Genomic DNA, 13,985 nt, shown 5'->3' on the forward strand with positions numbered 1-13,985 from the left:
ATGGAAGTCTATCTGGGGTTGAAGGTCGTCTGGTGGCTGATCGTGGGTGTGGTGCTGATCGGCGTCGGCGCGATGGTCGGTATGGATATGGGCGTGGGCACGTTGCTGCGCTATGTCGGGCGCTCGGACATCGAGCGACGTGTGGCGCTGAATGTCGTGGGGCCGCATTGGGAAGGCAATCAGGTCTGGTTCATTCTGGGCGGCGGCGGTTTGTTCGCCGCTTTTCCGCTGATCTACGGCACGGCATTCTCAGGCTTCTACATTGTCATGCTGTTGCTGCTGTGGAGCATGATCGTCCGTCCGCTGGCTTTTGAATATCGCAGCAAACTGCCGGGCGAAGGCTGGCGCAACGGTTGGGACTGGATGATGCTTGTCAGCGGCTTCGTGCCGATGCTGGTGTTCGGCGCCGCTTTCGGCAACGTGCTGCAAGGCGTGCCGTTCCATCTTTCCTGGAACATGACGTCGTACTACACCGGTAGTTTCGTGTCCTTGTTCAACCCGTTCGCGATTCTCTGCGGTGTGCTGTCTGTCACGCTGTCCTGCTACATGGGCGCGGCCACGATCAGCAACGGCACCGACGGCGTGATGGCCGAGCGCGCTCGCAAAGTGGGCGTGCTGTCCGGTCTCGCATCGTTCGTGCTGTTTGCGATCGGCGGTCTCTGGATGAAGAGCATCACCGGCTACGCGCTGACGGGCGGCCCGCAACCCGGCGCCGTGCAAACGCCTCTGCAACAGACCGTCGTGCTGCAGCAAGGCGCGTGGTTCAGCAACTTCAACGCGCATCCGGCGTTGTGGATCTTGCCGGCGGCCGCATTGCTCGCACTGTTGATCGGTAGCGCGGCCATCTCGCGCCGACATGGCTATCTCGCGTGGTGGCTCGGTCTCGTCGTGTGGGCTGGCGTGATCGGTTCGGTAGGCGCGGCGATGTTCCCGTTCATGATGCCGTCGAGCGCCGAGCCGTCGCACAGTCTGACCATCTGGAATGCAAGTTCGAGCGAGTTGACCCTGGGGTGGATGCTCGGCTTCGCGTGTGTCTTCGTCCCGCTGATCATCTGGTACACGAGCTGGTGCTTCTACATCATGCGCGGCAAGGTGAGCGCGAAGCACGTCGAGGCGGATGAGCACGCGTACTGAGGAAAACGATCATGAAAATCTTTCTGCAATTTGTGATGTTGATGGTGATCGGCGGCCTGGCGATTCTGCTGGCGATCGTGTTGGGCGACCGCGGCGCGTGGTATCTGGCCTGGATGCTGGGAACCGTCGTGATCGTGCTGGTGGCGGCCGCGGCGGGTTTGATGCTGGACACGCAGGACGAGTTGACCGGCGAGGGCGATCGGGAACGGCCCGAACCGGAGCGGAGTCGGGCTGCGCAGCATTGACCTCGCACCCGCGACGGTTTTCTCGAGCAACACGGTGAGTACCAGGTTTAGTCATGCGTTTCAGCCATCGTTCTTCCGGCCTCCCGGCCGACTGGTTAAAGCAACGCGCCGTCACGGTGCGGGGCCTGCTCAGGCGGTCGCTGGCCGCCAACGCGCTGTCCTCCGTGGCGCTGTGCGTCCAGGCGTGGTTGCTGGCGCAGATGCTGTATACGGCGTCGTTCCAGCAACGTCCGTGGCGGAGTTTGCTGCCGTCGGCGTTTGCATTTGCCGTGCTTGCGCTCGCGCGATGGGGGCTGTCGATGGCAAGCCGGCACTATGGCTTTCGCGCGGGCCGGCAGCAGGTCGCGGAGGTTCGTGCAACCTTGCTGGCGCATTTGCAGCAGTTGGGTCCTGCGTGGCTGGCGCGCGAGTCCAGCGGCGTGTGGGTGACCCGGCTCGTCGACGGTGCAGGCGCGCTCGAAGCGTATTACGCGCGCTACTTGCCGCAGATGGCGTCGGCGGCGGTGCTGCCGATCGTCGTGCTGGCCGCCGTCTTTCCCGCCGACTGGGTTGCGGCCACCGTGCTGCTGCTGACCGCGCCGCTGGTGCCGATCTTCATGATCCTGCTCGGCAACGCCGCCGAACGCGCGAGTCAACGTCGCTGGACTGTGCTGACCCGTCTGGGCGCACAGTTCAACGATCTGTTGCAGGGCCTCGTCACGTTGCGGCTGTTTGGCGCCGGCGAGCGTGCGGGTCAACTGCTGGAGATCGGTAGCGAGACTTATCGGCGCGGAACGATGGCGGTTCTGCGTGTCGCGTTCTTGTCGTCGCTGGTGCTTGAGTTTTTCTCGACGGTCAGCATCGCCGTGGTGGCTGTGCTGACCGGCTTTCGCCTGCTGTGGGGCGAGCAGGTGTTTTCGCACGCCATGTTTGTGTTGTTATTGGCCCCCGAATTCTATTTGCCGCTGCGTGGCCTTGGCGCGTTACGTCACGTAAAAATGGATGCGCTCGCGATTGCCCGGGACGCTCGCATGCTGCTGGAAACGCCTGTTGAGCCGCAAGCACATGAAGCCCACCAGGTTTCAACAGCGGCGTCGGCCGCGACGATCGCTCGCGACGTTGAGCACACGGAGCGGTCGACCACGTTGCCGCCGGACACTGCATCGCGTGTTGCGCGGGCGGTGACGTTACAGCAGGTCAGTTTCCGCTATCCGGACGGCCGTGCAGGTCTGCACGATCTGAACATCGAATTCGCTGCGGGTGAGACGACCGCTGTCATCGGCCCTAGCGGCGCGGGCAAGAGCACGCTGCTGCAACTCGTGCTGGGCTTGCAGTGGCCGCAACACGGTACGTTGCTGATGGACGGCGTGGCCCTCGACGATGACACATCGCGCTGGTGGCGCGAACAACTCGCGTGGCTGCCACAGCGGCCGAGATTGTTTGCCGGCACGCTGCGCGACAATCTGCTGATCGCCTCGCCCGGCGCCAATCAGGCCGCGCTGGTTCGTGCCGCTTCGCAAGCCGGTTTGAGCGCCGTGATCGCCGGTCTGCCGCGCGGTTGGGACACGCCGCTCGGCGAGCATGGCTATGGTCTGTCCGGCGGCGAGGCGCAACGCGTCGCGTTGGCGCGCGCGTTGTTGCGCGACGCGCCGGTGCTGGTCCTTGACGAACCGATGCAACAACTGGACGAAGCGTCGATCGCCATCATCGACGAAGCGCTCGAACAGATCGCCACGGAAGGCCGCACGATTATTCAGGTTGGACATCGCATGGCGCAGGCTCGACGAGCCGACCGCGTCGTGGTGCTCGATGACGGCCGTCTTGTGCAACAAGGACCGCCGGCCACACTCGAGCGGGTCGAAGGACTTTACGCGGCCTTGCTGGCCGCCGATGGTTTGGTATGAAAACGACGTCCCCCGAATCTCTGCGCGCGAACGCCAACCGAGAGGCGACACCTGACGTTTCGCGCTCGTCGTGGAGCGTGTTCTGGCGACTGCTGAAGCTGATGCGCGCCTATCGGAGCTGGATGGCGTTGGGCGTGCTGCTTGCCAGTCTCGCAGCCATCGCCGGGATCGGCTTGATGGGTTTGTCCGGCTGGTTTCTCGCGAGCATGGGCCTTGCCGGCGTCGCGGGTGTCAGCATGAATTACTTTGTGCCGGCGGCGATTATCCGCGGCGCGGCGATTGTCCGCACCGCTGGACGCTACGCGGAGAAGCTCATCAACCACGACGTCACGCTACGTGCAATGAGCACACTGCGCGTTGAGTTGTTCGCCCGATTGTTGCCACTCGCGCCCGCGCGCACCGGCTTCCTTGGGCATGCTGAGTTGTTCTCGCGCTTGCGCGCGGACGTCGACCGCCTTGAGCACGCGTATCTCGCCGTGCTGTTGCCGATCCTCGTCGCGGCGATCGCGTTGCCGTTGGTGACCGTCGTGCTCGCGTGTTTCGTCTGGCAGGTCGCAGCGCTCAGCGTCGCGATGGTTTTGCTGGTCGCGGTGATCCTGCCTTACGCGTTGGCGCGGCGCAGCGCGGCGTCTTCGGTGGCGGTGGTCGAACTGGAGGCAAGGTTGCGTACGCTGACCAGCGACGCGCTTCTGGGCGCGGCGGAATTGCGTCTGTATGGCGGCGAAGCCATACAGGCGGAGCGGATTGCCGCGCTGACCGAAGAGCATGGCAGGGTACGCGCTCAACTGGACCGTCTGCAGGCGGTTGGCGGCGCGCTGGTCGGCCTGGCCGCGCAAGCAACGACGATCGTCACCGTGTTGCTGGGTGCACGCGCTTTGCACCAGCACCATCTCGCACCCGCGGAGTTGTCGATGATCGTGCTGCTAGCCCTCGCGCAATTCGACGTGTTGCTCACGTTGCCCGAAGCAATCAGTCAATTGGGCGCGACCTTGGTCTCGGCATCGCGCGTGTTCGCGTTGATCGACGCCGCCCCGGCGGTGGACGATCCGGCGCAGGGTTTGCCGCGTCCCACGCGCACCGATATCCGCTTCCACGACGTCGCGATGAGCTATGCGCCGACCGACGAATCCGAACTCGACACCGCGAAGCGATGGGCGCTGTGCGGCGTCGATCTGGACGTGCCGGCCGGTCGTCGGGTCGCGATTGTCGGGCCGTCCGGCGCGGGAAAGAGCAGTCTGATCGGCGCGCTGCTGCGCTTCTATCCGATCCAGCGCGGACGCATTGAACTCGGCGGTCAGCCGCTCGACGCATACACGGGCGACAGCGTGCGCGACATGATCGCGGTGGTCGAACAACGCACGCACATCTTTAACGGCAGCTTGCTGGACAATCTGCTGGTCGGCCGCCCCGATGCGACAGCGGAACAGATTCACGCTGCAATCAGGACCGCGCAGTTGGAGGAGTTCGTCGCCGGTTTGCCTGAAGGGTTGAATGCGTGGTTGGGCGAGGCCGGCGTGCTGTTGTCGGGAGGCGAAGCGAGGCGCGTGTCGATCGCGCGCGCGTTGCTGGCCGATCGCCCGATTCTGGTGCTCGATGAACCGACCGAAGGCCTCGATGCTGCCACCGCGCACTCGTTGCTCACTGCACTAAGCAGGTTGATGGAAGGACGTACGGTGATCCTAATCACCCATCGGCTGGACGGCCTGGCCGACCTCGTCGATGAGCGTTATGCCTTACGAAGTGGGAAAGTAGTCAGCGAACCAGTCTGATTTTTGAAGTAAAACCATAGCGTACTGCAGACGCTACAGAGCAGCGGGAGGTGGGCTGCGAGCGCACCATTTACGCGTCGAGCGTCGCGAAAGTGAACGTTGGCTGCGCTGTCCTCAGGCTTGCTCCGCCGATCATCCATGGCCTTCCGCACAGTTTTTTCTGTATAAGGGGCACCGTCGATCTTCAGTAGCGCGTTACCTGGTTCGACGCATCACACCCAGAAAATGGACGATCACGGCAGGATCCGCGACGCGATATCAATAAGCGAACGGCCCGCCACAGTGGATGACCGCACAGTGCTGGTCACTGGGAGGAGACCTGTTCTGTGGCTGCTACGGCGGCCAGATCGCAACACTTGTAGAGCGGCAGAGGCGCTATCTCATGCTGGTTAAGCTCACCAGCAAAGACAGTGATTCGGTAGTCAATGCGCTGATAAAGCATGCCAGAAAGCTACCGCACGAACTCCATAAGTCGTTCACATAGGACGGGGGCACGGAGATGGCAGGTCACAAGCGATTGCCACCGACATTGCCGTGTCCTTCTGCGATTCGAAACATCCCCGGCGACGTGGTTCGAATGAAAATTCCAATGGTCTATTGAAGCAGGTCAGTGCTTCCCGAAAGGTATCGTTCTCTCGGACTGCTCAAAGACCAAACTCAATGCGATGGCAAGAAGGCTGAATGAGCATCCAAGGAAGACATTGAATTACGAAACCCCGGCTGAACGGTTCCAGGGAACTATTGCATCGACCGGTTGAATCCGCTCGCCAGGAGCGGTCACTCGACGAGCAAAGCAAAATCGTCAACAATTTCGCCAGCCACCGCGTTTGACTAGCTGCCCACAAGGGTATCCCCATGAGAATCGCACTTCGAATACCGTTTTCCGTCGAAATAGACGTCGTGGAAACGGAAGACCGTCTTCCGTCAATGTGCTGCAACGTAACCATTGAAGCCAAGCAATTCCAGCAGCGGCTGCACTTCTTCGACCGTGTCTGGATACCGTGCTCGACGTGGGATTCGTTTGTGAAAGGTTTGGCTTTCGACGATTGCGCGAATGCGGAACTGTTCGACATAGAACGTCAAGTAGTGTTGTGCGTATCGAAGTCCGCTGGTGGCTACCGGATTTCCTTTGAGGGTGACAGGACGCATTCCAATGGAGTTGTCGGGAAGGTGACCATTCTGGCGCCGCTCGACCGAGACGAGTTTTCGGTAGTGGCACGCGAATTCGCCGACTTTGAACGCTGGTGGTAGGCGGATCGGGAAAGTCGCGGAGCGGCCAAACGCAGTCGTTCGACACGGGGATGAGAATCGTCAACAACCCGATCACGTCGTTGTGCCGTTGGCGCCCAGAGTGGGCTATGACGCGGTCAAGGCGTTTTCGCAGACGTTCGTCCGGCATCTCGCGAAAACCATACCGGAGCGATTCTCGGCAACGTCGGGGCCGTCGAACCGTATTAAAAAGGTCTACGTGGACTACCTGCGCAACGGTAAAGGCCAGACCACAGCCGCGGCGTTCTCCGCGCGCGCGCCCGGGCATGGGTGTCTCCATGCCGGTGTCGTGGGAGCAGTTGTTCGAGTTGAAATCCGGCGCGCAGTGGGAGTCCAGACAGCACGCGAGTACCTCAGCTTCGAGTCAGCGGACCCGTGGTCAGAGTACTGGTCTACGGCTCAAACGCTAACCGTGGCGACGAAGTTGCTGAAATGAGTGGCACCATTCTGCGGTAAGTTGCACGCGCAACGGGGCTCTCGTCGATGGAGCTGCCCTTTGAACTTGCGTGCCTGATCTCAGAGACGAATGCAGCTCTCGACCTGGAAGTCAACACGCTCGGCGGTATGGGAAACGCCTCTGGTAAGTGCCAAAAAGCAGGACGCCCGTACTCAGGAGTGAGCGGAATTTTTTTCCTGCCAGGCCATCGGCCAGCTATTAGAAGAAATTAATACTGGTTATTAAACGCGATTCTTACACAATTTGACAGCGACTTAAACGCCTGTTATTTTCGGCCCGCAATCTTGGGCCACTCGTGTTTTATGCGGCACGATTAATCGGTGGTGAATATCAGGCTAATTCAAATCGCATAAAGTGAGATTCCTCCGGGGGAGAAGGTCGTGAACATCCAGCGAATATTTATTGGCGCGCTCCCGTCGCAGGACACCCGCGCCTTTCGACTCTACTGGCGCAATTCCCAGTCAGATCTCGCCGGCTTGCTGTTTCTGCAGAGGCTTGATATTCGTGAAGATCTTTGCGGCGGTATCGAGGGGCGGCTGTCGTGCATTTCGACCAGCACTGGTGTTTCGCTTCAGAATTTCCTCGGGCAACCGCTGACTGTGCAGATGGTAACGGATACCGGTGCGCTTCAGTCTATATGCGGGATCGTGACTGACGCGCACGAGGGTGAGTCGGACGGTTCTCTTGCGACGTATCAGTTGGTTGTGCGTGACGCGCTATCGGTACTGGAGCGTCGCATCAACACGCGGATATTCCGGACCAAGAGCACGCTGGACATTATCCAGACGCTCGTGCGCGAATGGCGCACGAGAAGCACCACGCTGGCCGCCACGTTCGACATCGATATGTCGAATATCGATGCCTCGAAATACCCGACCCGGGAGCAGACGCTGCAATTTGATGAGTCGGATGCCGACTTTATCCGGCGACTTTGCCGCCGCGAAGGCATCTCATGGTTCATCAAGGCTGGAGGGCAGGGCAGTTCGGACCTCACTCAATCGCCCTTTCACACGTTGGTGCTCTTCGACAGCGTGATCAAGCTAGAGCAAGGCCCGGCAGGAACGGTTCCTTACCACTCGGACGCCAGCGTTGGGACGTCTGACTCCATCACGCTTCTCTCGACGGGGCGACAGCTGGTCGCCGGGTCGGTGCGCCGGGTGAGCTGGGATTACAAGCCCAGCCAGATGGACAAGCTGCAGGCACCGACTCGGGTGGATCAGGGCGCTGCGGGCAATGACCTCGGGCGTCTGCTGTCTGACTCACGCATCGATGCGCCTCACATTGCCGATTCTGCGGATGACAACCAGCGCCTCGGGAGAGCACGGATTATGGCGCACGGTAGTCAGGCCGTGAGGATCGACGGCGCGAGCGGCGTTCGCAACCTCGAAGTTGGCACCTGGGTCACGGTCTCGGGGCACCCCGAACTGGATCAAGTCGATGAGGTAGATCGCCGCGTGATCTTCACGTCGCTTCACCATCGCGGAGAGAACAATCTGCCCAAGGAGCTTTCCTCGCGCGCGCAATCGCTGTTCACTGCGAGCCGGTGGCTGTCTGACACGCCGCCAGCGTCTGTTCCTACCCGCATGCGAGGCGCCCAGGGCGACGACTCCGAATCCAGCCGGTACGAAAACACGTTCACGGGTGTGCCGCGTGGCACGCCCCTTACGCCTGTCTACGATCCACGCGTCGATCTTCCCCGCGTCTATCCGATTACCGGCGTCGTGGTTGTGCCAGACGGCGAGCAGGTTCACACCGACGAGTACGGCCGCATCTTTGTGCAGATTCAGGGGCTCGACGAGGCGGACCACGCCCATGCCGCGGGCGCCGGTACACAGGGCACGCCGGCGGACAGCGCGGCGGTTCGAGTGCTGGGTAGCTGGTCTGGCGCAAACTTCGGCCAGAACGCCTTGCCCCGAAAGGGCATGGAGGTCCTGCTCGATTTCCTGAATGGCGATCCTGACCGGATGTACGTGGCGGGCGTGTTTCCCAATGGCCAGAACATGCCCGCCATGTTTAGCCGCACCGGCGCGCTCCCGGGGAACCGCTACCTTAGCGGCACGGTGAGTCAGGAAATCAACGGACAGCGCTCGAACCAGCTCCGTCTGGACGATACGCCGCAGCAGATCAGCGCTCAACTCGCGAGCGACCATGCTTCCTCGCAGCTGAACCTGGGCTACCTGACGCATCCTCGCTCCGATGGTAACGGCACCGATCGTGGGGAAGGCGCCGAATTGCGCACCGACGCAGCAGCATCAGTTCGCGCAGCGCAAGGCATCCTGCTGACAACCTATGCCCGATCGCAGGCCGCCGGTGGGCAGATGGATCGCGACGAACTGGTCTCGCTGCTCGCCGAATGCACGGAGCTCTTCAAGTCGCTGGGTGACTATGCGGGACAGCACGGTGGCGTGGCTGCGGATGGTACTGGACAGACGGAAGTCGCGAACGCGCTGAAGAACTGGAGTCCGGGAACTGGCACGGGCGGTACGTCGGGTACAGCGCAGGGCAGCGAGCAGGCATTGATGGCGTTCGGCGCGCAGTCGGGTTCAGCAAACCTCACTCCCAAGACACACGTCACCTATGCGGGAGAGAACATCGACCAGATCGCGCAGCAACATTTGCAGCTCATGAGCGGTCAGCGCCTGAACGCGACCGCAGGACAGGGCATGCAGCTTTTTGCCCGCGGCAAGGGGTTTCAGGCGGTCGCGGGTGAGGGCCCCGTGATCTTGCAGGCTCAGGCAGACACCCTGACCGCCGCGGCGCAGAAAGGCGTGGCAATCAGCACGAACGAAAACGAAATTGTGCTCTCGGCGCCGACCGTGCGCCTGGTCGCCGAGGACGGTAGCTTCATCAAGATCGGCGGTGGTGTGACGTTGGGGACCAACGGCGACATCCGGTTGCAATCGGCATCGCATCAGTGGGGCGGCCCCGCAACGGAAAGCGCTCCCAAGAGCGCCTTCAACAACCAGCCCACCGATCAGCGCTTCCGGTTGCATTATCCCGGCGAAGATGGACAGACGGCGGCTGCGGCCAACCAGCCATACCGCATCGCACTCGACGACGGACGCGTGATAGAGGGCAAGAGCGATGCGAACGGCCTGACCGATCTAGTGAAGGATGACGCGATGCGCGTAGTGAAGATCGACATCCTGAAGCCCGTTCTTTGAGCAACGGACAACACAATCATGGCGAATTCAAGCAACGATTATCACGTGACAAGCCAGGCTGCAGCGGTTACCCACGCAAATCGCGGGGGCGATCGCCCGGTACTGCTACCCGGTGATCTCCCGGGTATTGTGATCTTCATCCATGGCGTCAACGATCCGGGCGCAGTGTACTCATTTGTTGAGAATGGCCTGTGTACGGGTTTAAACGAGCGCCTGTCGCGGGCTGACCTGAAACCCGGAATTTATGGCGCGGCGTATCAGGCGGCGGTTCAAGCTACTGCTGGCAAACCGCGTTCGCAGGCGACTGCCCAACAGGCGAATCTCCTTGATGATCCCGACCTGAACCTGTACCAGCGCACTAATGCCCGGGGCACACACAGCGGTTTTATCCCGTTCTATTGGGGTTATCGCGCTAAGAGCGAGGATATTGCCCGCGCGAACAATCCGGGCGACGTAACCAGCCGGACAGCAGACGCCGATGGCAATCTGATGACGCGCGGTCAGTATCAGGACATCCACGGCAACCGGCTCGACAAGCATTTCGCGAAGGGTGGCGGCTTCTTCGCAAACGCCACAAACAACATCCCGGACATGTATGGTCCGGGCTTCAAGGCAGACTGGAAAACACAGCGCGTGACCAAAAACGCGTTGGGCGGCAACTCCATGTATGCTGCCGACGGCCCGGACCGACGGTATTTCGTGCTAGCCGCAACGCGGCTGGCCAATCTGATCACCACGATTAGGGCAATCAAGCCGAAGGCGCTGGCAGAGGCTCATGGCCTTGATCCACAGCACGAAACGATCACGGTCATGGGCCACAGTCAGGGCACCATCCTGACGCTTTTGGCACAGGCCATCCTGAAGCAGAAGGGGCAGCGGTACGCTGACTGCATCATCATGGTCGACAGTCCATACAGCCTTTACGAAACAGACGGCTGCAACCAGACCGGGCACGCCAAGCTGAAGACGCTGATCGATATCGTCAACGAGGTCACACAGCAGCCGTACAGCATCCCGAAGCTCGCCGATCTGCTGATCGGCGCGGAGAAGCACGCTGGTCGGGCGGGAACCGGATGGACGCCTACGCAGGGAAAGCGCCTTGACCCGAGCGGCAAGAATTGGATTACGTTCGATGAGCGTGATAACCGCGGCAAGGTCTACCTGTACTTTTGCCCGGAGGACACGGTCGTCGGTCTGAAGAGCGTCCGCGGTATCGGCACATACGGTGTGCCCGATGAGGTTCCGGCCGACGGCGCAGCGCTTAAGTCCCAGTCCGGACAGAAATCCATGTCAGCCATGAAGGCGCTCGAGCCGAAGCGTTTCTTCCAGCGGATGTGGACGCGTATGGAGAGGGACCACAATGGCGACGGGAAATTCAAGAAAGTACTGGTTGGCTTGAAACCGGCCCGGGTGCCGGTGCGAGACGCGTTCGAACGCCTGTCACCTGGCCCGGATGCCGGCGCCTCAATGCTTGGGACAGCCAAGGCAATGGGAACGAATGCGGCGTTGCAGCAGAATTTTGTGCGCAACGACATCCGGTACATCAATGGCGAGGAACTCAAGCCGCCGTATGAGCCCAAGATGTACGGGGGCGAAGCTGTTCAGGGCGGTCCCCGCCCCGGCCACGCTGATGTGGCCGGACAGATGGCAGATGACGACGTGACGAAAGACGTGATTCTTGGGAACCAGTACGCGAAGCTGACCTGGGTAACGGACTCGCATTCGATGGACCCGACGGGAGAATTGGAAGAGCGTAAGGCGGCGTTCAACGCAAACAAGGCAATCGACGATCAGTCGCAGAACTGGAAGGTTGGAGGGCTCGGCGGCTTTGCGATCCTGCGCGAAGAAACGCCGAATGAGGCGCGCATCCGATTGGGGCGTCCAGAAAGCTACGAGGCGAACAACTACCATTCGGGGGTGCTGCATAGCGCCGAGAATCACCGATGGGTCACGGCAATGGACGTAGCGATCGGTCAAGCGGTGACGCTGGACGATCCGGTGTGGGGAGATTTGCTAGTGCGCATCGCGGACTGGAAATTGACCAAGCCTGCAATGAATAAAATCACGGGCAACGCTAACTACAGGCGCTTGCCAGCGGATACTTCCGCCCTGATCGTTGCCTGCGCCGCGTACTACCAGAACGGTGATTTCCCAGACGGACTGATTTCTGATCTCCCGCCGTCTTTGGTGACCAGCGAACTGACGCCGAAGGCCAGCGCTGCGCAACAGCAGGCCATTGAGCAACAGAGGGCGGCGGACGAGCGCTTCTACCAGAACCAGGCCGCCCAGAACTGGGGCAAGCTGGGAGGTCTCTGATGAAGCTACGTATCTGGCCTTACGTGGCAGCGTTTATCGTGCTGTCAATCATGTGGACCGCCTACGTGACGGCGGGACACTATAGTTACTGGCGGGAAACAGGACAGGAGATGCCGGGCATGGTGAGCAGTATTCGGAATGGTGTGCTGGTTGTGCTGGCGCTGGCTGCCTTGGTCTATGGAGCGGGATTTGCGTGGCTGCAGCGGACGGGTGCGTCCAGCACGCCGGGTTCGTCGCCGCCGGCACAGCAGAGATCGTCGGCCGCCTTGGCATCGGGCTTTGACGGTTCGCAAAAGATGCTGTCGCGGAGCGGCCAGGACTTCGTGCTCGAAGTGCGGGGGGTCGGGATCGTGACGGGCCCATTTACCAATCAGGAAATCTGGCAGCGTATCGAGGCCAAGGCGGACAACCACGCGACGTATCTCTCGCAAAACCCCGCGGACTATCCGGGCAGCGATGATGAGCGCCTCACTTATCTGCAGGTCGCGAACTCGACCGCTTTTCAATTCGGTGCCGGTCGTGCCGTTGACCGTTGGCCGGTACCCGTCATCGTCTGGGGGCCTCCGAAAGACAAGGCGAACCGGTTTCGGGCAGCCATCGAAATCGCGGGTAGCCGTCAGGACGCAGGCCTGGGCGTGACGTTGTTCCTGTGGCAGGACGATGCCAATACCGAAGACGGCGCGGGTATGCTCGATAAGCTGTTTCAGTTCTTCGATGCGCACCCGGACGTGCCTGCGGCATTGGTATACAGCTATGATGGGTCGTTGACGCGTGATTTGCTTGGTCCTCCCGGTAGCGGCAAACCACCGTCGTTCGAGCACATCATTCCCGCCATACCCGACAGCATCGGCGTAATGATGGTGAGTCGCTCGGACCGCGTCGATCGGCTCATCCGCCCGTTTGCGGTTGACCAGACCGCCGCCATTAACAAGACGAACACCGAATACGACATCATCAAGCTGTGGAATTTCTATTGGAGCGAATCGAGCGCGTTTCAGAAAGAAGTCGATCGCGAAAACGGCGGTTTCGTCAGCGCCTTTGTTCCCCGTGCCGACTGGTGGCAAGCGCGTCTGCCTGAACTCTGGGGGACGCTTGGCAACCAGGGGCCTGGTCAATTTACGCCGACGCCTTATATTCCGGTGCGCTGGACGACATGGCAGCTCAAGCAGTTCGACAATGCCCCGTTGTTCGGCTATCTGCACCGACCGGTGGACGTCAAGCTCACTGACGATCATGGACGTCCGTTGAAGATGGCTCAGCAAGCCGAAGCGTTGAAGGCCGGATGGGCAACGGCGGTCGCATCGCTACACGGCGAACTGGAGCCGAAGCGGGTGTTTTATGACACGACGGGAGACCGCCAGTGGGTGATTCCGTTGAGCCAGGCATTGGCGCAGACGGGCAGCACAGCCCCCAGCCTCGATGACGTTAAGGAAGGCTATGACATTGGTGCTCGTATCGGTAACACCGGAGTCAGTTCGCCTCTGGTGCAGATCGGTCTGGGCCTGATTGCGAGCTACGATGACGGTGGTGCCAGCGCGACAGTGAATCGCCGGCCAAACGGCACGGCGAGCATCGTAATGGTCAGTCCACCAGACGCATCGGTGAAAGCGGCCTGGTCACAGAAGGCCAGGGGTGCTGATCCATTCCAGCTGAAGCCGTAACTTTTTTACCGATGACGGGATCTATCGAGAGGGCAGAACGGGCACGCACGCGCGTCCCGGCGACCGGTGCGCACGGCACAGCGCGAT

Annotated in this window: 8 protein-coding genes and 2 pseudogenes; all 10 read left to right on the top strand. The window is 61.1% G+C overall.

Annotation, left to right across the window (positions count from 1 at the left end; genetic code table 11):
* The 10 genes and pseudogenes from cydB (at position 1) to SB764_RS33705 (ending at position 13,898) form a co-directional block, all read left to right on the top strand.
* The gene (gene cydB, locus SB764_RS33660; RefSeq protein WP_410866048.1) at positions 1 to 1,134 is read left to right on the top strand and encodes a cytochrome d ubiquinol oxidase subunit II; all 1,134 of its coding nucleotides are present in this window, start codon (positions 1 to 3) and stop codon (positions 1,132 to 1,134) included.
* A gap of 11 nt (positions 1,135 to 1,145) precedes the next feature.
* Positions 1,146 to 1,379: a hypothetical protein gene (locus SB764_RS33665; RefSeq protein WP_410866049.1), complete on the top strand. Its 234-nt coding sequence runs from the start codon at positions 1,146 to 1,148 to the stop codon at positions 1,377 to 1,379.
* Between the two features lie 53 nt (positions 1,380 to 1,432).
* Complete coding sequence (cydD, locus tag SB764_RS33670) at positions 1,433 to 3,262, top strand: thiol reductant ABC exporter subunit CydD (RefSeq protein WP_410866050.1); 1,830 nt, start codon at positions 1,433 to 1,435, stop codon at positions 3,260 to 3,262.
* Positions 3,259 to 5,031, top strand: a complete 1,773-nt coding sequence (gene cydC, locus SB764_RS33675; protein WP_410866051.1) for a thiol reductant ABC exporter subunit CydC — start codon at positions 3,259 to 3,261, stop codon at positions 5,029 to 5,031. Before cydD ends, cydC begins: the two co-directional genes overlap by 4 nt.
* 195 nt (positions 5,032 to 5,226) lie before the next feature.
* Positions 5,227 to 5,789: pseudogene (locus SB764_RS33680) on the top strand (IS30 family transposase); the annotation flags it as partial.
* Between the two features lie 97 nt (positions 5,790 to 5,886).
* Positions 5,887 to 6,282, top strand: a complete 396-nt coding sequence (locus SB764_RS33685) for a hypothetical protein (protein WP_410866052.1) — start codon at positions 5,887 to 5,889, stop codon at positions 6,280 to 6,282.
* 73 nt (positions 6,283 to 6,355) lie between these two features.
* A pseudogene (ligD, locus tag SB764_RS33690) lies at positions 6,356 to 6,736 on the top strand (ATP-dependent DNA ligase); the annotation flags it as partial.
* A 401-nt stretch (positions 6,737 to 7,137) separates the two neighbouring features.
* Positions 7,138 to 9,921, top strand: a complete 2,784-nt coding sequence (locus tag SB764_RS33695) for a type VI secretion system Vgr family protein (RefSeq protein WP_410866053.1) — start codon at positions 7,138 to 7,140, stop codon at positions 9,919 to 9,921.
* Between the two features lie 18 nt (positions 9,922 to 9,939).
* Complete coding sequence (locus tag SB764_RS33700; RefSeq protein WP_205992252.1) at positions 9,940 to 12,237, top strand: DUF3274 domain-containing protein; 2,298 nt, start codon at positions 9,940 to 9,942, stop codon at positions 12,235 to 12,237.
* Positions 12,237 to 13,898, top strand: a complete 1,662-nt coding sequence (locus tag SB764_RS33705; RefSeq protein WP_205992251.1) for a DUF2875 family protein — start codon at positions 12,237 to 12,239, stop codon at positions 13,896 to 13,898. The genes SB764_RS33700 and SB764_RS33705 overlap by 1 nt, the downstream gene beginning before the upstream one ends.
* Positions 13,899 to 13,985 lie beyond the last annotated feature (87 nt).

Origin of the sequence: Paraburkholderia sp. SIMBA_027, from assembly GCF_046535315.1 — a bacterium.
Classification (GTDB): Bacteria; Pseudomonadota; Gammaproteobacteria; order Burkholderiales; family Burkholderiaceae; genus Paraburkholderia; species Paraburkholderia tropica.

Bases quoted from the DNA above. Each gene is read 5' to 3' on its own strand.
- cydC (WP_410866051.1), top strand. From the start codon at position 3,259: ATGAAAACGACGTCCCCCGAATCTCTGCGCGCGAACGCCAACCGAGAG.
- SB764_RS33685 (WP_410866052.1), top strand. From the start codon at position 5,887: ATGAGAATCGCACTTCGAATACCGTTTTCCGTCGAAATAGACGTCGTG.
- SB764_RS33665 (WP_410866049.1), top strand. From the start codon at position 1,146: ATGAAAATCTTTCTGCAATTTGTGATGTTGATGGTGATCGGCGGCCTG.
- SB764_RS33700 (WP_205992252.1), top strand. From the start codon at position 9,940: ATGGCGAATTCAAGCAACGATTATCACGTGACAAGCCAGGCTGCAGCG.
- cydB (WP_410866048.1), top strand. From the start codon at position 1: ATGGAAGTCTATCTGGGGTTGAAGGTCGTCTGGTGGCTGATCGTGGGT.
- cydD (WP_410866050.1), top strand. From the start codon at position 1,433: ATGCGTTTCAGCCATCGTTCTTCCGGCCTCCCGGCCGACTGGTTAAAG.
- SB764_RS33705 (WP_205992251.1), top strand. From the start codon at position 12,237: ATGAAGCTACGTATCTGGCCTTACGTGGCAGCGTTTATCGTGCTGTCA.